The following is a 20,962-nucleotide window of genomic DNA, read 5'->3' on the forward strand; positions in this document are numbered from 1 at the left end:
CCGGCCGTTGACGCGCGGGCGACAATCTTTGGTTGAAGGTCGGGTCTGGCGCATATCCGCAACTTTGAGCGCCGCAGGCGGCGGAATTATGCGCCTGCAGCAATTTTTCCTTTCCTGAGGTCGCGGTCTGTGCAATGCGTTCATTCGTGAACACACTTTGAGTCGTCTATTTATGTCCACCCCTGGTGCAAAACCGATTACCGATGAGGAAGGCCCGCTGTTCCGGCTGCTGCGTCACGTTGACGTGGCGCCGCACGCATCGCAGCGAGAGATCTCCTCGGCTATCGGCGTGTCTCTGGGGCGTCTCAATGCGCAGCTTCGGGCCGCAGCCGAAGCCGGGTTCATCACCATCAGCGAACGCTCTGGGCCGGACCGGCGCCAGCGCTTCGCCTATTCCCTGACTTCGCGCGGTGCGGCTGAAAAGGCCCGGCTCACGGACCGCTTTCTGGCGCGGAAGTTCCTCGAGTACCAGGCGCTTCACGCCGAACTGACCGGGACCGCCAGCGGCTACGTTCCCTCCACTAACAGGACCAGATTCATGCAGAACAATCTCGCTCCCATTCCCGAGCTGTTCGTCTCGTACGACAGCGCCCAGAAGCTCAAGGTCGAAGCCGGCGAGCTGACCTCGCACGATCTGACCCCGCGCCAGATCTGCGACCTCGAGCTGCTGATGAATGGCGGTTTCTACCCGCTGAAGGGCTTCCTCGGTGAAGAGGACTACGACAGCGTGGTCGACAACATGCGCATGGCCGACGGCACGCTCTGGCCGATGCCGATCACTCTCGACGTCAAGGAAGACTTCGCCGACAAGATCGAGATCGGTCAGGACATCGCCCTGCGCGATCAGGAAGGCGTGATCCTCGCCACCATGACCGTGACCGACAAGTGGGCGCCGAACAAGTCCAAGGAAGCCGAGAAGGTCTTCGGCGCCGATGACGACGCGCACCCGGCGGTCAACTACCTGCACAACCACGCCGGCAAGATCTATCTCGGCGGCCCGGTCACCGGCATCCAGCAGCCGGTGCACTACGATTTCCGCGCCCGCCGCGACACGCCCAACGAGCTGCGCGCCTATTTCCGCAAGCTCGGCTGGCGCAAGGTGGTGGCGTTCCAGACCCGCAACCCGCTGCACCGCGCCCACCAGGAGCTGACCTTCCGCGCCGCCCGTGAATCGCAGGCCAACCTGCTGATCCACCCGGTCGTCGGCATGACCAAGCCGGGCGATGTCGATCACTTCACCCGCGTGCGCTGCTACGAGGCGGTGCTCGACAAGTACCCGGCCTCGACCACCTCGATGTCGCTGCTGCCGCTCGCCATGCGCATGGCCGGCCCGCGCGAGGCGGTCTGGCACGGCCTGATCCGCAAGAACTTCGGCGTGACCCACTTCATCGTCGGCCGCGACCACGCGGGCCCGGGCAAGAACTCCGCCGGCGAGGACTTCTACGGTCCCTACGACGCGCAGGAGCTGTTCAAGGCGCATGAGGAAGAGATGGGCATCGAGATGGTGCCGTTCAAACACATGGTCTACGTCGAAGAGCGTGCCCAGTACGAGCCCGCCGACGAGATCGCCGACAAGGACAGCGTCAACATCCTGAACATCTCGGGCACCGAGCTGCGCCGTCGTCTTCAGGAAGGCCTCGAGATCCCCGAGTGGTTCTCGTTCCCCGAGGTTGTGGCCGAGCTGCGCCGCACCAAGCCGCCGCGTTCGAAGCAGGGCTTCACCGTGTTCTTCACCGGCTTCTCGGGCTCGGGCAAGTCGACCATCGCCAACGCTCTGATGACCAAGCTGATGGAGATGGGTGGCCGTCCGGTGACGCTGCTCGACGGCGACATCGTCCGCAAGAACCTCAGCTCCGAGCTGGGCTTCTCGAAAGAGCACCGTGACCTCAACATCCGTCGCATCGGCTATGTGGCGTCCGAGATCACCAAGAACGGCGGCATCGCGATCTGCGCGCCCATCGCTCCTTACGCGGCCACCCGCCGCGCGGTGCGCGAGGACATCGAGCAGTTCGGTGCCTTCATCGAGGTGCACGTGGCGACCACGATCGAAGAGTGCGAGCGTCGTGACCGCAAGGGCCTCTATAAGCTGGCCCGCGAAGGCAAGATCAAGGAGTTCACCGGCATCTCCGATCCCTACGACGTTCCGGCCAACCCGGAGCTGCGGGTCGAGACCGAGGGCACCGATGTTGACAACTGCGCGCATCAGGTGATCCTGAAGCTCGAGAGCATGGGCCTGATCGCCGGCCACTGAGCCAGCTTTCCGCCAGAGGAACCGGGGCCATGCGCGACACCGCGCGTGGCCCTTTTCACGTGTCGGCTGCGGCGGGAATGCTCCGATGCCGCGCGCGGCTCGGCTTGCTCGTCACGCCCGTTGGGCTATCCTCGGGACAAACGACGGAAAGGCAGCCTGCCCATGAAACTCTTCATCATTCTCCTCGCCGCCGCGGTGACGGTGGCCGGTGTTGCGCAGGCCGCGCGCAATCATGGCCGCATCGACGAGCCCGCGGCGGGCGACCGCACGACCATCAAGGCGGGGGACCGACTCGCGATGAGCATGGGACGGCCCAACGAGCTCACGACCGGCGAGCAACAGCAGGTGGTCTTCCTGCTTCCGGGCACCGACCCCGCCAGCATCCCGCCGGAGAAATGGGGCCGCGTGCGCGCCATCATCCACGGCGACTATAGCGACTCGCAAAAGAAGACCGAACTGCGGGGCCTTCTTCGGCGCTGACCTGCCGCCCTTGCCGGGTCTGGCGGTCTCTGGATAGGATTTTCCGAAGCAACGCTGCGGGAGATTGTCATTTTCCGAAGCCATTCCTCTCCGTATCACGGGGGCCGAGATATTCGGGCGCAGCAGCGCCACGGCACAGGAGAGGACGCGCGGATGACACTCGAGACAATCGACACCTTGGTGGTCGGCGGCGGGCAGGCTGGGATCGCCATGAGCGAGCATCTGGGCCGCGCCGGCATCCCGCATCTGGTGCTCGAGCGCGCCCGCATCGCCGAGCGCTGGCGCTCGGAGCGCTGGGACAGCCTGGTCGCCAACGGACCGGCCTGGCATGACCGATTTCCCGGCCTCGATTTCCCCGGTGGTGATGGCGAGGCCTTTATCCCGAAAGAGAAGGTGGCCGACTACTTCGTGCAATATGCCGAGCAGATCGGCGCGCCGCTGCGCTGTGGCGTCGAAGTCACCTCGGTGCGTCGGCTCGAGGGCAGGCGGGGCTTCCGGGTCGAGACCTCGGACGGGCCGATCGAGGCCCGCAACGTGGTCGCCGCGACCGGGCCGTTTCAGCGCCCGGTGATGCCGGACGTGATCGCCGCGCGCGACAGCCTGCATCAGATCCATTCCAACGCTTATCGCAATCCCGGCCAGTTGCCCGAGGGGGCGGTGCTGGTGGTGGGCGCGGGCTCGTCCGGCGTGCAGATCGCAGACGAGCTGTCGCGTGCGGGGCGCAAGGTCTACCTCTCGGTCGGGCCGCATGACCGACCGCCGCGCCGCTACCGCGGGCGCGACTTCGTCTGGTGGCTGGGCGTGCTCGGCAAATGGGACCTCGCAGCACAGGAGCCCGGCCGCGAGCATGTCACCATCGCGGTGAGCGGCGCGCGCGGCGGCGAGACGGTGGATTTCCGAAGGCTTGCGGCGCAAGGCATCACGCTGCTCGGGCGGACACTCTCGGAGGCGGGCGGCACGCTGCGCTTTGCCGATGATGTGGCGCTGCAGGTGCGGCGCGGCGATGAAAATTACCTTGCCCTGCTCGACGAGGCCGATGCCTATGTCGCGCGCAACGGGCTCGACCTGCCGGAGGAGCCGGAGGCGCGGGTCTTTGGACCCGAGCCCGACTGCCTGACCAACCCGGTCACCGCGCTGGATCTGGACGAGGAGGGCATTGCCTCGGTGATCTGGGCCACAGGCTACGCGGTCGATTACGGCTGGCTCGAGGTCGACACGTTCGACGAAAAGGGCGTGCCCCGCCATCAGCGCGGGGTCTCGGAAGAGCCGGGCATCTACTTCCTCGGGTTGCCCTGGCAGTCGCGGCGTGGGTCGAGCTTCATCTGGGGCGTCTGGCATGACGCCCGCCATGTCGCCGACCAGATCGCGATCCAGGCAAGCTATGCCGCCTATGACGACGCCGCCCGGCGCCGGGCGCCGGCGGTCGCACAGGCGGGCTGACGCGCTTCAGGCGGGGCGCACGGCTGCGGGCGGCGCGTCCATGCCGGGGATGTGGCTGTCCGAGATCTCGCGGGTGCAATGCTCCATGAAGCTGCGCAGAAGCCGCGTCGGCTCCTGCCGCGCGACGCGCACAAGGCCCAGCCGCAGCGGCTGCTGATCACCAGCGATGGGCACCCGCACGACCGCCCGCCCGTCCAGTGCGTGGCGGGACTTCGGTCGGATGTTCGCGATGGTGTAGCCGAAGCCGTTCGCCACCATGGTGCGGATCACATCCATCTGCTGCAGCCGCGCCGAGACGCGCGGGCTCAGGCCCGCTCGCGCGAAGAGCGAGAGGAAATAATCCCGCGAGAGCGGCAGGTCGAGCAGGATCAGGTCGCGTGCGGCCAGCTCTTCGAGCGTCACCTCGGGCAGCTTGGCCAACGGATCGGTCTCGGCAAGCATCGCGAACGGCGCGAGCCCAGCCAGCGGCGTGAAGCTGAAGCCGTCAGGCAGGTGCAGGTCGTAGCTGAGTGCGATGTCGAGTTCGGCGCGCTCCAGCCGGTGCAGCAGGCGTTCGTGATCGGCCACATCGGGCAGCACCTGCGCGCCGGGAAAGGCGCTGGTGAAGCTGTGGGCGATGGCCGGCAGGACCATGGGCGCGAAGGTCAGCAGGCAACCAAGCGACAGCGTCCCCGCGACCGTGTCCGAAGCCTCGGAGGCCGTCTGGTAGAGCTTCTGCGCCTGATCGAGCAGCTGCTTGGCCTCGACCAGAAGCTCGCGCCCGACGCGGGTCAGCGACAGCCCCTGCGCGTGCCTGCGCAGGAAGAGCTGCGCGCCAAGCTCGGCCTCGAGCTGCGAGATCGCCGCCGAGATCGAGGGCGGCGAGACATGGATGCGCTCTGCCGCCAGCGTGATCGAGCCGGCTTCGGCGGTGGCGACAAAGTACTCGATCTGGCGCAGCGTGTATCTCATGGCGGCGAGTCTTTCCCGGACGCCGGGGCGGGGCAAGCCGAAAGCGCGGCGTGTGTGCCGGTCTCAATGTACGCTGGTGCGGGTGGGGCTCAGAGCGCCGCCGCCCCCGCCGCGCGGCCCAGCACCGCTGCTGCCAGAAGTCCGTTGCCGGAGAGGTAACCGCTGTCGCTCGCGCCCGAGACGCCGCAGGCGGCACCGCCGGCGGCGAAGAGGTTGGGGAAGGGCGTGCCATCTGTCGCCATCACCCGCCCGGAGCCATCGGTTACGAGCCCACCCTGCGTGTGGAACAGCGCGCCGGTGACACGCACCGCGCAATAGGGCGGCGCCAGCCGGGTTTCGCCCCAGAGCCGGCCGAAGCGGTCGGTCTCACCGGGGGTGATCGCGCTCATTTCTGCGTGCAGGGCGTCGGCGGGCAGATCGAGCTGTGCTGCGAGCTCCTCGAGCGTATCGGCGCTGCGCACCGCGCCCTGCGCCTCTGCATTGCGGAAATCCTCGAACTGGCGCGCGATGCCGGCGATGCGGGCGTCGAAGATCGTCACCGCCTCGCCGCCGGGCTGGGCCAGAACCACGCGTGCCGCCTCGGAGTAGCCCTGCGCCTCGTTCCAGAACCGCTTTCCCTCGCGGTTCACCTGGATGCCGCCCTCGGTGATCGTGGCCCAGGTGATCAGGATACCGTGCGGATGCGCCACGTTGCCGTGGCCTTGGTAAGCACCGAGATGTCGGGTGCCGGCCTCAAGCGCCGCACCCCAGTCCAGGGCCTCGCCGCGGTTGCCCTCGTGGCCGAACCACAGCGCGTCCGAGATCGCGGGCATGTGCGCGGCGACCTTGTCGCGGCTGCCGCCGAACCCGTTGCAGGCCAGCACCAGCTTGGCGCAGCCCACGGTCTCGAGCGTGCCGTCGGACGCGCGCAGCCCGGCACCGGTGACGGTGCGGCCCTCATGGTAGAGGATCTCTGCCCGGCGTCCGCAGAGCAGGTCGATGCCCTGCGCCTCGACGGTGGCGCGCAGCCGGTCGATCAGCTCGGCGCCGGATCGGCTTGGCAGCCCATGCATCCGCCGCCGTGAATGGCCGGGATAGTCGAAATCGCTCACCACCGAGAAGGGCAGGCCGTAGCGCGTGCTGAGCCAATCGATCACCCCCGCCGAGCCCTCCGCCAGCGCCGCGACCAGCGCCGGATCGTTCTCGCCCTTGGCCTTGGCCTGGATGTCGTCGGCGAAGCGTGCGGCATCGTCTGCGATGCCCGCCTCGGCCTGCAACGCGGTGCCGGCAGCGGGGATCAGCCCTGCCGAGAGCGCCGTCGAGCCTTGCGGCACCGGGTCGGCCTCGATCACAAGCACCTCCTGCCCGGCCTCGTGGGCGGCCAGAGCGGCGATCAGGCCGCAGGCCCCGGCGCCGACGATCAGCGTCCCGACCTCGATGTCGAAGGCATCGGGGGTGGGAGCGATCTCAGCCATCACGGGGCTCCCATTTCTGACCCGAGGCCAGCAATTCGGGCGTGCCGATGACCTCGTTGAGCCCGTCGAAATCGAACATCCGCTCGGCGAAGGGCCGGTTCGAGCCGTTGGCGTGCAGGCTGGCGTAGTAGTCCTGCGCGGTGCGCGCGAGGGCCCGCACGATGCCGCCGGGGAAAATCACGATGGAAAAGCCCATCGCCTCGAGATCGCTGGCGTTCGAAATCGGCGTGAAGCCGCCCTCGACCATGTTGGCGAGCAGCGGGATGCGCTTGCCGAAGGTTTCGCCCACCAGCCGCAGCTCGTCGCCGGAGCGCGGCGCCTCGATGAAGAGCGCGTCGGCGCCAGCCTCGATATAGGCCTCGGCCCGGGCCATGGCGGCGTCGATTCCTTCGACCGCGATGGCGTCGGTGCGGGCGATGATCAGCGTCTCATCGCTGGCACGGGCATCGGCCATGGCGGCGATCTTGCCGGCCATCTCGGCCGAGGGGATCAGCGACTTGTCCTTCAGGTGGCCGCAGCGCTTGGGATAAGTCTGGTCCTCGACCTGAAGCGCCGCTGCGCCGGCGCGCTCGTAGACCCGCATGGTGCGCTGGGCGTTGAGCGCATTGCCGAAGCCGGTATCGGCGTCGATGATCACCGGCACGTCGATGCGGTCGGCGATCAGCGCCATTGTGTCGGCCATCTCGCTGGCGGTGGTCAGCCCGATATCGGGCCGGCCGAGCCGGGTATAGGCGACCGCGGCGCCGGAGAGGTAGACCGCCTCGAACCCGGCCTGCTGCGCCATCGCGGCGGTCAGCCCGTCATAGACGCCGGGGGCGACGAGGATCTCGGGGGCGTTGAGACGTGTGCGCAGGCTCATGACAACGCCTCCAGTTCGGCGTTGACCTCGGCACAGGTCTTCTGCGAGCCGAGCGAGCCCAGCGAGACCAGCGTGGCGTCATGGACCTCGGGGCGGAAGGCGGCGCAGCCGTCGGTCAGCAGGACGGTGTCGACATTGCGCAGATGCGCGTCGCGCAGCGTCGAGGCGACGCCGCCATTGGTGACGATGCCGCCGATGATCAGCGTGTCGATCCCCAGTGCCCGCAGGATGTATTCCAGCCGGCTTTGGTAGAAGGCGGAATAGGCCACCTTCTCTACGGTGTAATCGGCCGGGGCCAGCGTCTCGACCAGCTGGTGGCCGAACTTGCCGGGAGCGAAATCGCCCTTGCCGAGGAACGGGCGCAGTTCCTTGAGATGCGGCGCGATGAGCGGCTCGTCCTTGGGTCCGGGCACCAGCGTGAACTGGGCGCTGATATAGGTGCCGCCCTTGGCGCGCAGCGCGTCGCGCAGCGGTGCGATGCGCTCGGGCAGGGCGGCGATGGGCTCGGCGGACTGGCCGGCGCGGCCATAGGCGCCCTCGGGGTGGAGAAAGTCGTTCTGCAGGTCGATGGTCAGCAGAGCGGTGCGTGTCGGGTCGATCGGTCCGTGAGCCATGGGTCAGGTCCTCGTGATGATGGTGTTGCCATAGGCGTCGACCCGGCCCTTCAGGCCCGGATCGAGCAGCACGGTGGTGTCGGCCTGCTCGAGGATCGCCGGGCCCTCAACCTCGGCGCCGACCGGCAGCGCGAGACGGTCATAGATCGTGGTCTCGTGCCAGGCGGTGCCGAAATGCACCTGCCGCGTGCCCTTGCGCGCCGCCTCGACGCTGCCGCCCTGCGGCGCCAGCGTGGCGAGGTCGAATTTAGGCCGCTTGCCGATCACCGCGCTGCGCAGGTTCATAACCCGCTGCACGCCACAGGGGAGCGTGCGGCCATAGGCAGAGCGATAGGCCGCCTCGAAGGCCTCGGCGATCTGCTCGGCGGTGGGCGGGATGACGGTGCCGCCCTCGACGCTCACCTCGAGCGCCACCGGCACCGTGTGGGTCTGGCCGAGATAGGCCATGTCGAGTTCGAAGCGCAGCTCGCGGGCCTCGAAGCGGGTGGCGGCGGCGTCGAGCATGGCGCTGCCCTTGTCGGCGTGGTCCTGCATGAAGCGCCCGAGCGCCTCACGGTCGAGGCTCGAGACCGTGGCGTTGATGGTCTGCACGAAATCGTGGCGCATGTCGGCGATGACGCAGCCCATGGCCGAGGTCACGCCGGGATAGCGCGGCACGATGGCACTGCCGAGCCCCACATCGGCGAGCATCGCGCCAGTGTGCAGCGCGCCGCCGCCGCCGAAGGGCATGAAGGCAAAGCGCTTGGGGTCGAAGCCGCGCTCGATGGAGACGAGGCGGATCGCTCCAGCCATGCGCGAGTTGGCGACCGTCAGGATCGCCTCGGCGGCCTCGGTGGTCGACAGGCCGAGCGGTGTGCCCACGTGTTCGTCGATGGCGCGGGAGGCGGCCTCGACATCGAGCCGCTCGAGCTTTCCGCCGATCGGGTTCTCGGGGTCGATGCGGCCCAGCACAACGTTTGCGTCGGTCACCGTGGGGCGGGTGTTGCCCTGCCCGTAGGCCACCGGCCCGGGGGTGGAGCCCGCGCTTTCCGGTCCGATGTTGAGCAGACCGCCCTTGTCGACCCAGGCGATCGAGCCGCCGCCGGCACCGATGGTGGTGATCTCGATCATCGGCGCGCGCACCGTCATGCCGAAATCGACCGAGGTCTCTGGGGCCAGCATCGACTGCCCTCCGGCGATCAGCGACACGTCGAAGGAGGTGCCGCCCATGTCGCCGGTGATGATGTCGGGAAAGCCCGCCTCGGTGGCGATATGCGCCGCCGCGATCACCCCCGCCGCAGGGCCGGAAAGCGCGGTGCGCACCGGCAAACGGCAGGCGGTGTCGACATCCATTACGCCGCCGTTCGACTGCACGATGAGGAACTCGGAGCCGAAGCCGCCGTCGCGCAGGGCGCTGTCGAGCCGGTCGAGATAGCCCGACACCTCGGGCTGAAGGTAGGCGTTGAGCGCGGTGGTCGAGAAGCGCTCGTATTCGCGGATCTCGGGCAGGATCTCGGACGAGGCCGAGACATGCGCGTTGGGCCAGATCTCGCGCAACGCGGCGACCGCCTTGGCCTCGTTCTCGGGGTTGGCGTAGCTGTTGGCAAAGAGCACCGCCACCGCCTGCGCGCCGGCCTCGATGAGCTGCCGGCCCGCCGTGCGCACCACGTCGAGATCGACCTCGGTGCGGATGGTGCCGTCGGCCAGCGTGCGCTCGGGCACTTCGAGGCGCAGTTCGCGCGGCACCACGGGCTCGAACTCGCCGCGCAGGCCCCAGGTGCGGGGCCGATCCCGGCGACGCATCTCGAGCACGTCGCGCAGGCCCTCGGTGGTGATCACGCCGATGCGCGCGCCCTTGCGCTCGAGCAGGGCGTTGGTGCCGGCGGTTGTGCCGTGGATCACAGCCTGCACGGTCGAGAGATCCTCGACCTGCCGCCCGATGCCGTCGAGAAAGCCGCCCGACTGGTCGGGCCGCGTGGTCGGCACCTTGGCGACGCGGGCGGTGCCCGCCGCCTCGTCGACCACGAAGACATCCGTGAAGGTGCCGCCCACGTCGACGCCGATGACCTGAGACCGGTCCGTCATGCCCGCACCTCCTTCCACTTAGTTCCGTAAATCCTGTCCGCCTCGGCCTCGCTGAGGAAGCCCTTGGCGACGTCGCCCGCCACCTTCTCGGGGGCGCGGTCTTCGGGGGCGCCGTAGCCGCCGCCGCCCGGGGTCTCGAGCCGCACTGACTGCCCCTGCGTCAGCTGGATGCCGCGCATCTTCGACGCCAGCGGCGGGCTGTCCCAGCCCTCGTCGGTCTGGAACTCGAAATGGTTCAGCGCCGCCTCGCCGCCGCCCGCGACGCCCTTGGGCGCGAAGCGCCCGCGCTCGCCGAAGAGGAAGACCTCGGCGCCGTTCTCTTCGAGCACCTCGATCTCGTAGACCGCGCCGAGCCCGCCGCGATGCTGGCCGGGGCCTGCGCTGTCCGGGCGCAGGGCCCATTGCCTGAACATCACCGGGTAGGCGGCCTCGAGGATCTCCATCGGCGGGATCGTCGCGGTCGAGATCGGCGCGTTGCCGTGGTTCAGCCCGTCCGACTCGGGCGAGCCGCCATGGCCGCCGCCGTAGAACGAGAACATCACCCACGGGCTGCCGTTCGAGCGCCGTCCGGCGATGGCGAGCGCGTTGATCGTGCCATAGGCATTGGCGACCACCCGCTCGGGTGCGGCCTGCGCGGCGGCAGAGAAGATCACGTCGATCATCCGCATGATGGTCTCGGTGTAGCCGCCGACCGGGGCGGGGAACTCGGCTGCCAGCAGCGAGCCCTCGGGGATGCGCACGTCGATCGGGCGCATCACGCCGGCGTTGGCTGGCACGTCGGGGAAGATGTGCTTGATCGCCACGTAGGCGGTCGCCACGGCGGTGGGCAGGGCGATGTTCACCGGGCCCTGACAGCGCGGTGCGGTGCCGGCGAAATCAAGCACCATCCGCTCGCCCTTGATCTCCAGCGCCACCTTGATCGGCAGCGCCTCGTCGGTGATGCCGTCATTGTCGAGGAAATCCTCGGCCTCCCAGCGCCCGTCGGGCAGGGTGGCGAGCTCGGCCCGCATCAGCGTCTCGGCCCGGTCCGACAGCGCCGAGAGCGCCGCCGCGACGGTGCCGCCGCCATATTCGCCCAGCAGCTCGCCCATGCGCTTGACGCCAAGATCAAGCGCGCCGAGCTGGCCGTTGAGATCGCCCTCGGCGGATTGCGGCAGCCGGGTGTTGCGCATCAGGATGTCGATGACGTCCTGATTGATCTCGCCCTTGCTTGCCAGCCGCACGGGCGGCAGGACGAAGGCCTCCTGAAAGGCGTCCTTGGCGGCTGGGTTGTAGTTGCCCGGCGCGCCGCCGCCGAGGTCGTGCCAGTGCCCGACCGAGGCCAGCCAGCAGAACAGCTTGCCCTCGTGGTAATAGGGGCGGATCACCCGCATGTCGTTGAGATGGGTGCCGCCGAGATGGGCGTCGTTGAAGATGAAGATGTCGCCGTCCTCGGCGCTGTCGCCGAACTTGTCGATCACTGCCTTCACCGCAAAGGACATCACGCCGACAAAGATCGGCAGGCCCGACTTGCCCTGCACCAGCGTGTCGCCGGTGGTGGCGTGGTAGATGCCGTGGCTGGCGTCATGCGCCTCGGCGATGATCGGGTTGAAGGCCGAGCGGAACAGCGTCGCGTCCATCTCGTCGGCGATCTGCTCCATGCGGCCGGAGAGAACCGCCAGCGTGATCGGGTCGATTTCGGGGCTGGGCATCAGGGGCGCTCCTCTGCGATGTCGTTCCAGACGTCCTGTCTTGTGATGAGACCGTCCGTCAGCTCGAAGCGGTCGATGAATCGGATGCCCTCGAAAGGCGTGCCGTCGGGCCATTCGCCGTAGAGCGTGCCGGTGACGTAGACGATCGAGGGGCCGGGAGCGGCGGCGAGGTCGACGCTCTCGATGACTTTCTTGACGAAGCGGTAGCGCGGGCGCGACCATTCGATCAGCTCGTCCAGCGTGGTCATCGGCGCGGCGCCGGGGAAACGCATGGTGAAGCCCTCGCCGAGCCGGGCGCGCGCGGCGTCGAGCGCGCGGGCCTCCATCTCGACAAGGTAGCCGCGCACGATGGCGCAGGGATCGGGCAGGGCGGGCGCCGGGCTGCGGCGCATCCGGCCACGCATGTAATCCTCGCCCGTATGCTCCGAGATCATCACCGTGACCGCGTCGGCCGGGGCGGCGATCACCGTGCCGATCGCGTCGGTGACGGCTTCGCCGAGACGGCGCTTGGTGTCGCCGTCATAGCCTTCGATGAGGTGCATCTGCACGATCGGCATGAGAGGTGCCTCCTGTTTGACTTGTATTTTTTCTAATACAGATTTTGAGGATCAGAAAAGACAAATTTATTGATTTTGTAAAATCATTGCGTAGGGTCGGGTCTCAAGGAGTGGAAAATGACCGATCAGCATCGCCAGACATTGCCGGAAGGTGGCAAGGCCCGCAGGGTCTATCTCCTGCTGCGCGACGATATCCTTTCGGGCGTGTACGGCGCGGGCTCGGCCCTCGCGGGGGAGCAGAAGCTCGCCGAGATGCACGGGGTCAGCCGGGTGACGGTTCGCCGTGCGCTCGACGCGCTCGACGACGACGGGCTGATCGAACGCCGCGCCGGCAGCGGCACGCGGGTCCGCGAAGCGGTGCAGCCCGAGACCATGTCCGCCGACATGGCGACGCTGATTCCGCAGATCGTCAAGATGGGCCAGCACAGCGCCCGGCTGCTGTCATTCTCCTACGGCGCCGCGCCCGATTACGTGGCCGAGGCGATGGGGCTTGGCGATGGCCACCGGGTGCAGCGCGCCGTGCGCGTGCGTCTGGCGGGCGAGGCGCCGTTCTCGCACCTCACCACCTTCGTGCCCGAGGACATCGCGGCGAACTACTCTGAGGCCGATCTCGCCAACGTGCCGCTCTACCAGCTGCTCGAGCGCTCGGGCGTGCGGGTGTCATCCGCCTCGCAGCGGGTCGGGGCGACGTTGGCCGGGCCGGACGTGGCCGACGCGCTGGGCGTGTCGGTGGGCGCGGCGCTGCTGTCGCTGCGCCGGGTGGTGCGGGATGGCGACGGGCGTGCGGTGGAATACCTCGCAGCGCTCTACCGGCCCGACCTCTTCGAACTGGAAATGTCGCTCTCGCGGGTCGGTGAAAGCGCCATGCGCCACTGGGAGCCGGTGGTCGACCAGCGGCAGGGCGAAACGGAGGGACAGGGCTGATGGCAACGCTTCTCGACAAGCTCTGGGCCGCGCACGAGATCAAGGCCGAGCACGGCCAGTCGCTGCTCTGGGTCGACCGGCATCTGGTGCACGAGGGCTCGCACCATGCCTTCGCCAAGCTCGCCGAGCGCGCGCTGGAGATGGCCGAGCCGGAGCTGACCTTCGGCGTGGCCGATCACTACGCGCCGACGCGCAACCGCGACCGTATCGACAACCCGCAGGTGGCGGTGATGCTCGAGCGGCTCGAGGCCAATTGTACCCGCCACGGCATTCGACTCTTCGGGCTGCGCGATCCGCGGCAGGGCATCGTGCATGTCATCGGGCCGGAGCAGGGGCTGACCCTTCCGGGGCTTCTGATCAATTGCGGCGACAGCCACACCTCGACCCATGGTGCCTTTGGCGCGCTGGGCTTCGGCATCGGCGCGACGCAGGTGGCCCATGTGCTGGCCACCCAGACCGTCTGGCAGGCCAAGCCGCGCGCCATGCGCATCCGCTTCGAGGGCGAGCCGGGTGTTGCCGTGACCGCCAAGGACATGGCGCTGCACTGGATCTCGCAGCTCGGTACCGGCGGCGCCACGGGACACGCTGTGGAATATGCCGGATCGGCGGTACGGGCACTGTCGATGGAAGGCCGCATGACGCTGTGCAACCTGTCGATCGAGGGCGGCGCGCGCTTCGGCATGGTGGCGCCCGACGCGGTGACGCTGGCCTATGTGAAGGGCCGCCCGATGGCGCCCTCGGGCACCGACTGGGACGCGGCCGAGGCCTATTGGCAGACGTTGCGCAGCGATACCGACGCCAGCTTCGACCGCGATGTGAGCTTCGACATGGCCGAGGTCGCCCCCACGGTCACGTGGGGCACGACGCCGGATCAGGCGCTGCCCATCGGCGCCAGCCTGCCCGATCCGGCACGCCTTGACCCCACGCAGGCCGAGGCCGCGCGGGATGCGATGGCGTACATGGGGCTGACGCCGGGCCGCCCGCTCGAGGGCACGCCGGTGGATCAGGTCTTCCTCGGCTCCTGCACCAATGGCCGCATCGACGACCTGCGCGCCGCCGCAGCCGTGCTCAAGGGGCGCAAGGCCAAGGTCCCCGGGCTGGTCTCGCCGGGCTCGATGCTGGTCAAGCAGCAGGCCGAGCAGGAGGGGCTCGATAAGGTCTTCATCGAGGCGGGGCTGGAATGGACCGGCTCCGGCTGCTCGATGTGCGTCGGTATGAACGGCGATCTCGTCGGACCCGGCAAGCGCTGCGCCTCCTCGACCAACCGCAATTTCCGCGGCCGGCAGGGCAAGGGCGCGCGCACGCACCTGATGAGTCCGGCAATGGTCGCGGCCGCCGCCGTCACCGGTACGCTCACCGATGTGCGGCCATTGCTGGAGGGACGAGGCTGATGGCGGGCTGGACCACACATGAGGGCGAGGCGGTGGTGCTCGACCGCCGCGACGTCGACACCGATCAGCTGATCCCGGCGCGGTTCATGTCCGCCAGCCGGGCCGAGGGCTATGGCCGCTTCCTGCTGCATGATCTGCGCGAAGACGACGCGGACTTCCCGCTCGACCGCCATCCCGGGGCCAGCGTGCTGATCGCTGGGCCGAACTTCGGCTGCGGCTCCTCGCGCGAGGCGGCGGTCTACGCGCTGGTCGATGCCGGCATCCGGGTCGTCGTGGCCGAGAGCTTTGCCGACATCTTCGCCGGCAACGCGGTGAACAACGGGCTGCTGCCGGTCGCCACGCCCGAGGCGGCGGCGCTGCGCGCGGCCATCGGGCAGGGCGCAGCACCCGCCCGCGTCGATCTTGTCAGCCGCCGCCTGAGCGTGGCGGGGCAGGAGCTGAACTTTGCGCTGTCCGAGACGGCGCAGGCCAAGCTGATGAACGGATGGGACGACATCGACCTCACCCGCGCCCATGCGGGGGATATCCGGAACTTCCGCGACAGACGGAAGGCCGATCACGCCTGGGCCTGGCCGTCAGCCTAAGCCCGGGTCCGCTTTCAATCGCCGGGGGACCGGCACCTTACAGGGAGAGATTCTCATGAAGACCACCTTCTTCGCCAGTGCAGCCGCGATGCTGCTGGCCACCACCGCGCTGGCGGAAGACCGGCTTTCGGCCGTGCATGCCTTCCCCGAAACGCTGATCTACACCCAGAGCTTCCTGAGCTTCGTCGACAAGGTCAACGAGGCCGGCGAGGGCGTCATCCAGATCGACGTGCGCGGCGGCCCCGAGGCCATCGGCATGTTCCAGCAGCCCGACGCGGTGCGCAACGGCGTGGTCGACATGGTCTACACCCCCGGCTCGTTCTATGCCGGCACCGTGCCCGAGAAAGACGCGCTGGTGACCGCCAACATCGCCGCGCCGGTGGCGCGCGAGAATGGCGGCATCGATCTGATCGACGAGATCCATCAGGAAAAGATGGGCGTGAAGTACCTCGGCTGGTTCGACAGCGGCGTGTGCTACAACCTCTGGACCCGCAACGAGCCGAGCCTCGACGCCGACGGCAATCTCGATGTCTCGGGCCTGAAGCTGCGTGGCAACGCGGTCTACAACGCCTTCTTCAGCGATTATCTCGGCGCGCAGGTGATCGACCTGCCGACCACCGATGTCTACTCGGGCCTCGAACGCGGGGTGGTGGATGCCACCGGCTGGACCCAGATCGGTCTCATCGACCTGAAGTGGAACGAGTTCCTCAACTACCGCATCGAGCCGTGCTTCTTCTCGACCGACCTGGGCGTGATCGTGAACCTCGACAAGTGGGAGAGCCTCTCGGACGAGTCGCGCCAGATCCTTACCGAGGTTGCCATCGCCCACGAGGCCGAGTCCGCCGAAGCCCTCGGGGAGAAGCGCGACGAGGATTTCGCCGCGCTGGAAGAGCAGGGCATGCAGGTCGTCACCCTCAAGGGCGAGGCGGCCGAGAACTACCTTGCCGCGGCGCGCGGCGAGACGCTCGAGCGCATGCAGGAGCTGATGAGCGCGCATCCCTCGGGCGCCGGCAATTACGACACGCTGGTCGACCTGTTCTACGACGACAGCGAGTAATGTTCCCCGGCGCGGTCCCGCTGCGGGCCGCGCCGCCTTCTTCCCTGAAAGGCAAGACCCATGCAGTCCCTGACACGGGCCTATGACAACATGCTGACCGGCATGGCGATCCTCTCCGGTCTGCTGCTGCTGTGGATGATGGTCTCGATCATCGTCTCGGTGACCATGCGCAACCTCGGCCTGCAGCCCTTCGCGTGGCTGTTCACCTCGCTGGAATACGGTCTGCTCTACATGACCATGCTCGGCGCGCCGTGGCTGGTGCGCGAGAAGGGCCATGTGCATATCGAGCTCTTCACCGCGGCGCTCTCGCCCGCGGGTCAGCGCTTCGTGAGCCGGCTGGTCGCGGTGCTCTGCGTGCTGGTCTGCGTGGTGCTGGCATGGAAGGGCGCCGAGCTCGTGGCCAAGAACCTCTCGCGCAACGATTACGACGTGCGCGCCTATTACACGCCGAAATGGATGCTGACGCTGGCCTTCCCGATCAGCTTCGGATTCATGGCGATCGAATTCGCCCGGTTCGCCTTTGGGCCGCGGATGCTGCTCTCGGGTCAGGCGGGGATCCACGAATGATGGAATGGTACTGGGCCATGGCCCTTCTGCTGGGCACGATCATGGGCCTCATGGCCCTTGGCATGCCGGTGGCGCTGGCGTTCCTCGCCTCCAACATCGCCGGGGCCTACGTGTTCATGGGCGGCATGAACGGCATCAGCCAGCTGCTCGACAACGGCTTCGGCGCGCTGACGCGGTTCTCGCTGGTGCCGATCCCGCTGTTCCTGCTGATGGGCGAGATCTTCTTTTACACCGGGCTTGGCGAGCGCATGTTCAACGCCATCGATCGATTGCTCGGCCGGGTGCCGGGCCGCCTGTCTTACGTCACCGTGATCGGCGGGACCGGCTTCTCGACGCTGTCGGGCTCGTCGATGGGCTCGACCGCGCTGCTGGGCAGCCTGATGGTGCCCGAGATGAGCAAGCGCGGCTACAAGAAGCACATGTCCATCGGGCCGATCCTCGGTACTGGCGGTCTGGCGATCATCATCCCGCCCTCGGCGCTGGCGGTGCTGCTGGCGACGCTGGCGCAGATCGACGTGGGCCAGCTGCTGCTCGCCGGCGTGATCCCGGGCGTGCTGCTGGCGGGGCTCTACATCGTGCTGATCTGGGCGCAGACCAGGATCGACCCTGACGCCGCGCCGGCCTACGACGTCGCGCCGCTCGCCGGTCGCGAGAAGCTCAAGCTGATCGCCAAGGACATCCTGCCGATGATGTCGGTGATGGTGTTCACCGTCTGGGGCATGGTGGCCGGGGTCTTCACCCCGTCCGAGGCCGCCGCCTTCGGTGCGCTGGGCGTGCTGATCCTCGCGGTGATCTTCCGCTGCCTGAGCTTCGACGCGATGGTCAAGTCGGTGAAGGGCGCGCTGCGCGTGACGCTGATGGCCTATCTCATCGTCTTCGGCTCGGCCACGTTCAGCCAGCTTCTGGCGTTCTCGGGCGGCTCGCGCGGGCTGATCAACTGGGCCACCGGCTTCGAGCTGGCGCCGCTGGCGATGCTGGCGGTGATGTTCGGCGTGCTGCTGATCCTCGGGATGTTCATGGAGCAGATCTCGATGATGCTGCTCACCGTGCCGATCTTCTTCCCGCTGGCGGCGCAGATGGGCTTCGATCCGATCTGGTTCGGCCTGATCATGCTACTCGGGCTCGAGATCAGCTTTACCACGCCGCCCTTCGGCCTGCTGCTCTTCGTGATGAAGGGCGTGGCGCCTCCGGGCACCACGATGCACCAGATCTACATGTCGGCGCTGCCCTTCATCGGCTGCTCACTGCTTCTGGTGCTGATCCTCGTGGCTTTCCCCGGGCTGGCGCTCTGGCTGCCGGGGCTCTGAGGCCGTCTCTCTGACACGGAAGATCCGCCCGGCCGGTCCCCGGACCCGCCGGGCGGTTTTGCGTTGGCCGGCCGGTTTCGGTTGCCGCGCCGAGACTAGGCGCACAAAGGGCCGGACGGCTGGGCAGGGGCGTCCGGAACCTCAGGACGGAAAGAAGGCCTCTGGCGCCTTCATGCCCGGCAGCGCGCGCATCGCCTCGCGCCAGCGCCGCATCTTGTCGGAGGGCGTGACGCCGGCCTCCTCGAGCCACTGCACATAGCCCCAGACGGCGCAATCGCCGATGCCCGGAGCCGCGCCGTGCAGGAATTCGGCCGCGCCCAGAAGCCGGTCGAAATTGTTCCGGTCGACCTCGAAGCGTGCGGTGAGCCAGGCGATCACATCGGGCGGAAGGCCGCCGCTGCCGATGCGCCGTGCCTCCTTGAGCTGCGGCAGGCACAGGCCGATGCGGTTGCCCTCCCACATCAGGATCTCGCGGCCGCGGCGCAGCCCTTCGGGCGTGTCACCGCCGAGCACCGCGAAGCGCTGTGCCAGTTCCATGAGGATCGCCCCGGACTGGAAAACCGGCGTGCCGTCGATCACCAGAACCGGCACCTCCGCGAGGCGGCTGACGGCAAGGAAGTTCGCCGGGCGGGTCTCGGGCGCGGCCCAGATATCGATCCGCGTCGTGCGATGCGCGAGGCCGGCCAGCGAGAGCGCCAGAGCGACCTTGCAGGCGTGGCCGCTGTCGGGATGTCCGTAGAGATGAAGGTCGGTCATGGGCGCTCCTCGGCGGTGTCGCTCCAAGGTGCGCGGACGCCCTGCGGAGTCAACAGCTTCGTCATGCACCCGTCGTCGGTCTTCAGATGTGGCTCGGCAAGTTCCACCGACAATGGCTGCCGCCCTCACCGTCAGCGCCCCGACCCCAAGGTCTCGGACCATGCGTTTCAGGACGCGGTGCTGGACCGCTTCGCGCAGATGGTGGCCGTGCCTGGGCCCTGAACAGATGGGCCCTGTTCAGATCATCTCGATCCGGACGGGATAGGTGCCCTTGTGCAGCAGGGGGGCCACGGCACCCTCTAGATGGCCCAGCCGGATCAGGTCGTCGCGGAAGGTGTAGTCGCCGTGGAACAGCGCGAGGTTGCCCCAGCCAAGGAAGTAGCACAGATCCCCCGGCGTCTCGTCGCTGAACGCCTCGAACCCGCCCTCGTCGAGACGGCGGGGCAGGTGCACGATCTTCTCGTTGTTGGAGAAATCCTCGATCTCCAGTTCGGCGGGCAGCATCGAGACCAGGTCGCGCGTGGTCGGATTATCGAACAGCTGGTAGGTCACCTGCTGGTCGTCGAAGCTGAACCTCATGCGCATCGGCTGTGCGCGGGCGACGGCTGGGATCATCAGCGTTGCCGCTGCGCCCGCCAGAACGGCGCGGCGGTTGGGGTGGGTCGTCATGGTTCAGCTCTCCGTCTTCGGTTTCAACAGGTTACGGCCCGTGCCGGTGATCGCAAGCGCGACGAGGGCCAAAAGGACACTCCCGGCAAAGGTGGCTGTGACCGACCACAGGTCCAGCAGGAAACCCCCGATCACGCCGCCCAGCAGGATCGACGCCTGGATCACGGCCACCATCAACCCGCCCGCCGCTTCGGGCAGGTCATCGACGTTGCGCGACATCCAGCTCATCCAGATCACCGACATGGCGGTGTTCATCGCGCCCCAGATCGCCAGCAGAAGGCCCGCCGCGATCACCGACCCCCCGGCGATCAGCAGCGCCGCCGTGCAGCCGCCCATCACCAGCGCCGGCAGGCAGAGCATCCGCTCGACCCGTCCGCCGACCATGCGGCCCGAGAGCGACGAGCCGATGAACCCGGCCCCGCCCAGCACCAGCAGCAGCACCGACAGCAGATCGACGCCCACGCCTGTCACCTGCTCCAGGAACGGCCGCAGGTAGGTGAACATGGTAAAGGCCGAGCCCCAGGTGAAGGTGATCGCGATCAGCCCCCGCCGGAAATGGCGCCGCCGCAAGAGCGTGCCGAAGGTGGCAAAGCTGGCTCGCGTCGTCACCGGCAGCGAGGGCAGCGCCACGAGGTGCCAGACGAGGTTCAGCGCCACCACAGGGGTCAGCGCCCAGAACACGCCGCGCCAGCCGACGATGTCGCCAAGGTAGCTGCCAAGCGGCGCGGCAAAGGCCGCCGCGATCGCCTGCCCGCCATACATCAGGCCAAGCGCGCGCGGCACGTCCCGCTCCGGCACCAGCCGCATGAGGATCGAGGTCGCCAGCGACCAGAACCCGCCGACGCAGACACCCAGCAGCGCCCGCCCCGCCATCAGCACGGCGAAGGACGGCGCCAGCGCCACCACCACGAGCGAGATCAGCATCAGCGCGGTCAGCACCACCAGCACGGTCTTGCGGTTGATCCGCCCCGCGATGGTGGTGATCGCAAGGCTGGTGGCCACCGCGAAAAGCCCGCTGATCGAGATCGCCTGACCGGTCTGCCCGGTCGTCGCGCCAAGCCCCTCGGCCATGGGCGTCAGCAGGCTGACCGGCATGAACTCGGACGCGATCAGCATCGCCACGCAAAGCGACATGGACCACACCGCGCCCCAGGCGCCGCCTTCTGCAATTTTGGTCTTTTCGAAGGGGGTATCGGTCACGCTCTGCTCCGTCCGTCTGTCTCCGGCCCGTTCTATCCGTTCGGCAAGCGGGCGTTTATGCGCGATTTTCGCATGCAGTGATGTGCGAGACGGGTCAAAGCGTGGTTCCGGCGCGGTCTCCATTCATGAAGGTCTCTCATCACGAC

The 20,962-nt window shown here is 68.0% G+C and carries 19 protein-coding genes; 9 read left to right on the plus strand and 10 right to left on the minus strand.

Features of this window, described 5'->3' with window-relative positions:
- Positions 1-172 precede the first annotated feature (172 nt).
- The 3 genes from JF542_RS01085 (at position 173) to JF542_RS01095 (ending at position 4,171) form a co-directional block, all read left to right on the plus strand.
- Positions 173-2,251, plus strand: coding sequence for a bifunctional sulfate adenylyltransferase/adenylylsulfate kinase (locus tag JF542_RS01085; protein WP_207074403.1), 2,079 nt, complete (start codon positions 173-175; stop codon positions 2,249-2,251).
- Between the two features lie 162 nt (positions 2,252-2,413).
- Entirely contained in the window at positions 2,414-2,731 is a 318-nt protein-coding gene (locus JF542_RS01090; protein WP_007792511.1) for a hypothetical protein, read from the plus strand.
- A 153-nt stretch (positions 2,732-2,884) separates the two neighbouring features.
- A complete protein-coding gene (locus JF542_RS01095) occupies positions 2,885-4,171 on the plus strand; it encodes a flavin-containing monooxygenase (protein WP_207074404.1) in 1,287 nt (428 codons plus the stop codon).
- A 6-nt stretch (positions 4,172-4,177) separates the two neighbouring features.
- Here JF542_RS01095 and JF542_RS01100 read toward each other — a convergent pair whose 3' ends face one another.
- The 7 genes from JF542_RS01100 to JF542_RS01130 form a co-directional block, all read right to left on the minus strand.
- Positions 4,178-5,122 (minus strand): LysR family transcriptional regulator, encoded by a 945-nt coding sequence (locus JF542_RS01100; RefSeq protein WP_207074405.1) that lies wholly within the window; start codon positions 5,120-5,122, stop codon positions 4,178-4,180.
- A gap of 89 nt (positions 5,123-5,211) precedes the next feature.
- Complete coding sequence (locus JF542_RS01105; RefSeq protein WP_207074406.1) at positions 5,212-6,576, minus strand: FAD-dependent oxidoreductase; 1,365 nt, start codon at positions 6,574-6,576, stop codon at positions 5,212-5,214.
- Positions 6,569-7,435: an isocitrate lyase/PEP mutase family protein gene (locus JF542_RS01110; RefSeq protein ID WP_207074407.1), complete on the minus strand. Its 867-nt coding sequence runs from the start codon at positions 7,433-7,435 to the stop codon at positions 6,569-6,571. The genes JF542_RS01105 and JF542_RS01110 overlap by 8 nt, the downstream gene beginning before the upstream one ends.
- A complete protein-coding gene (locus JF542_RS01115) occupies positions 7,432-8,049 on the minus strand; it encodes a cysteine hydrolase family protein (protein WP_207074408.1) in 618 nt (205 codons plus the stop codon). The genes JF542_RS01110 and JF542_RS01115 overlap by 4 nt, the downstream gene beginning before the upstream one ends.
- A gap of 3 nt (positions 8,050-8,052) precedes the next feature.
- Entirely contained in the window at positions 8,053-10,113 is a 2,061-nt protein-coding gene (locus JF542_RS01120) for a hydantoinase/oxoprolinase family protein (protein WP_207074409.1), read from the minus strand.
- The gene (locus tag JF542_RS01125) at positions 10,110-11,804 is read right to left on the minus strand and encodes a hydantoinase B/oxoprolinase family protein (RefSeq protein WP_207074410.1); all 1,695 of its coding nucleotides are present in this window, start codon (positions 11,802-11,804) and stop codon (positions 10,110-10,112) included. Before JF542_RS01125 ends, JF542_RS01120 begins: the two co-directional genes overlap by 4 nt.
- Entirely contained in the window at positions 11,804-12,361 is a 558-nt protein-coding gene (locus JF542_RS01130; protein ID WP_207074411.1) for a tautomerase family protein, read from the minus strand. Before JF542_RS01130 ends, JF542_RS01125 begins: the two co-directional genes overlap by 1 nt.
- Positions 12,362-12,478: 117 nt before the next feature.
- Between JF542_RS01130 and JF542_RS01135 the strand changes: the two genes are divergently transcribed.
- The 6 genes from JF542_RS01135 to JF542_RS01160 are packed head-to-tail and all read left to right on the plus strand — an operon-like array spanning position 12,479 to position 18,191.
- Positions 12,479-13,285: a GntR family transcriptional regulator gene (locus JF542_RS01135; RefSeq protein ID WP_207074412.1), complete on the plus strand. Its 807-nt coding sequence runs from the start codon at positions 12,479-12,481 to the stop codon at positions 13,283-13,285.
- Positions 13,285-14,676, plus strand: a complete 1,392-nt coding sequence (gene leuC / locus JF542_RS01140; protein WP_207074413.1) for a 3-isopropylmalate dehydratase large subunit — start codon at positions 13,285-13,287, stop codon at positions 14,674-14,676. Before JF542_RS01135 ends, leuC begins: the two co-directional genes overlap by 1 nt.
- Positions 14,676-15,260 carry a 3-isopropylmalate dehydratase small subunit gene (gene leuD / locus JF542_RS01145; RefSeq protein WP_207074414.1) on the plus strand — a complete coding sequence of 195 codons (585 nt, stop codon included), beginning with the start codon at positions 14,676-14,678 and terminating at the stop codon, positions 15,258-15,260. Before leuC ends, leuD begins: the two co-directional genes overlap by 1 nt.
- Before the next feature lie 55 nt (positions 15,261-15,315).
- Positions 15,316-16,317 (plus strand): TRAP transporter substrate-binding protein DctP, encoded by a 1,002-nt coding sequence (gene dctP / locus JF542_RS01150; protein ID WP_207074416.1) that lies wholly within the window; start codon positions 15,316-15,318, stop codon positions 16,315-16,317.
- A 60-nt stretch (positions 16,318-16,377) separates the two neighbouring features.
- Positions 16,378-16,884, plus strand: coding sequence for a TRAP transporter small permease (locus JF542_RS01155; RefSeq protein ID WP_207074417.1), 507 nt, complete (start codon positions 16,378-16,380; stop codon positions 16,882-16,884).
- On the plus strand, positions 16,884-18,191 hold the full coding sequence (locus tag JF542_RS01160; RefSeq protein ID WP_007792478.1) for a TRAP transporter large permease: 1,308 nt from the start codon (positions 16,884-16,886) through the stop codon (positions 18,189-18,191). The genes JF542_RS01155 and JF542_RS01160 overlap by 1 nt, the downstream gene beginning before the upstream one ends.
- Positions 18,192-18,332: 141 nt before the next feature.
- Here the strand turns inward: JF542_RS01160 and JF542_RS01165 are convergent, their stop codons facing one another.
- The 3 genes from JF542_RS01165 to JF542_RS01175 all read right to left on the minus strand — a co-directional run bounded on the left by JF542_RS01165 (position 18,333) and on the right by JF542_RS01175 (position 20,816).
- Positions 18,333-18,947, minus strand: a complete 615-nt coding sequence (locus JF542_RS01165; RefSeq protein ID WP_207074418.1) for a glutathione S-transferase family protein — start codon at positions 18,945-18,947, stop codon at positions 18,333-18,335.
- Positions 18,948-19,184: 237 nt separating this feature from the next.
- Positions 19,185-19,616, minus strand: coding sequence for a cyclophilin-like fold protein (locus tag JF542_RS01170; RefSeq protein WP_207074419.1), 432 nt, complete (start codon positions 19,614-19,616; stop codon positions 19,185-19,187).
- 3 nt (positions 19,617-19,619) lie between these two features.
- The gene (locus JF542_RS01175; protein ID WP_207074420.1) at positions 19,620-20,816 is read right to left on the minus strand and encodes an MFS transporter; all 1,197 of its coding nucleotides are present in this window, start codon (positions 20,814-20,816) and stop codon (positions 19,620-19,622) included.
- Between the last annotated feature and the right edge of the window lie 146 nt (positions 20,817-20,962).

The sequence above is a fragment of the Salipiger bermudensis genome (assembly GCF_017309175.1).
Classification (GTDB): Bacteria; Pseudomonadota; Alphaproteobacteria; order Rhodobacterales; family Rhodobacteraceae; genus Salipiger; species Salipiger bermudensis.

What these genes read in the sequence shown, in the direction of transcription:
- dctP (WP_207074416.1), top strand. Translation starts at nt 15,316, where the DNA reads ATGAAGACCACCTTCTTCGCCAGTGCAGCCGCGATGCTGCTGGCCACC.
- JF542_RS01110 (WP_207074407.1), bottom strand. Translation starts at nt 7,435, where the DNA reads ATGAGCCTGCGCACACGTCTCAACGCCCCCGAGATCCTCGTCGCCCCC.
- JF542_RS01125 (WP_207074410.1), bottom strand. Translation starts at nt 11,804, where the DNA reads ATGCCCAGCCCCGAAATCGACCCGATCACGCTGGCGGTTCTCTCCGGC.
- JF542_RS01160 (WP_007792478.1), top strand. Translation starts at nt 16,884, where the DNA reads ATGGAATGGTACTGGGCCATGGCCCTTCTGCTGGGCACGATCATGGGC.
- JF542_RS01155 (WP_207074417.1), top strand. Translation starts at nt 16,378, where the DNA reads ATGCAGTCCCTGACACGGGCCTATGACAACATGCTGACCGGCATGGCG.
- JF542_RS01095 (WP_207074404.1), top strand. Translation starts at nt 2,885, where the DNA reads ATGACACTCGAGACAATCGACACCTTGGTGGTCGGCGGCGGGCAGGCT.
- JF542_RS01130 (WP_207074411.1), bottom strand. Translation starts at nt 12,361, where the DNA reads ATGCCGATCGTGCAGATGCACCTCATCGAAGGCTATGACGGCGACACC.
- JF542_RS01120 (WP_207074409.1), bottom strand. Translation starts at nt 10,113, where the DNA reads ATGACGGACCGGTCTCAGGTCATCGGCGTCGACGTGGGCGGCACCTTC.
- JF542_RS01165 (WP_207074418.1), bottom strand. Translation starts at nt 18,947, where the DNA reads ATGACCGACCTTCATCTCTACGGACATCCCGACAGCGGCCACGCCTGC.
- JF542_RS01135 (WP_207074412.1), top strand. Translation starts at nt 12,479, where the DNA reads ATGACCGATCAGCATCGCCAGACATTGCCGGAAGGTGGCAAGGCCCGC.
- JF542_RS01115 (WP_207074408.1), bottom strand. Translation starts at nt 8,049, where the DNA reads ATGGCTCACGGACCGATCGACCCGACACGCACCGCTCTGCTGACCATC.
- JF542_RS01085 (WP_207074403.1), top strand. Translation starts at nt 173, where the DNA reads ATGTCCACCCCTGGTGCAAAACCGATTACCGATGAGGAAGGCCCGCTG.
- JF542_RS01105 (WP_207074406.1), bottom strand. Translation starts at nt 6,576, where the DNA reads ATGGCTGAGATCGCTCCCACCCCCGATGCCTTCGACATCGAGGTCGGG.
- JF542_RS01170 (WP_207074419.1), bottom strand. Translation starts at nt 19,616, where the DNA reads ATGACGACCCACCCCAACCGCCGCGCCGTTCTGGCGGGCGCAGCGGCA.
- leuD (WP_207074414.1), top strand. Translation starts at nt 14,676, where the DNA reads ATGGCGGGCTGGACCACACATGAGGGCGAGGCGGTGGTGCTCGACCGC.
- JF542_RS01090 (WP_007792511.1), top strand. Translation starts at nt 2,414, where the DNA reads ATGAAACTCTTCATCATTCTCCTCGCCGCCGCGGTGACGGTGGCCGGT.
- JF542_RS01100 (WP_207074405.1), bottom strand. Translation starts at nt 5,122, where the DNA reads ATGAGATACACGCTGCGCCAGATCGAGTACTTTGTCGCCACCGCCGAA.
- leuC (WP_207074413.1), top strand. Translation starts at nt 13,285, where the DNA reads ATGGCAACGCTTCTCGACAAGCTCTGGGCCGCGCACGAGATCAAGGCC.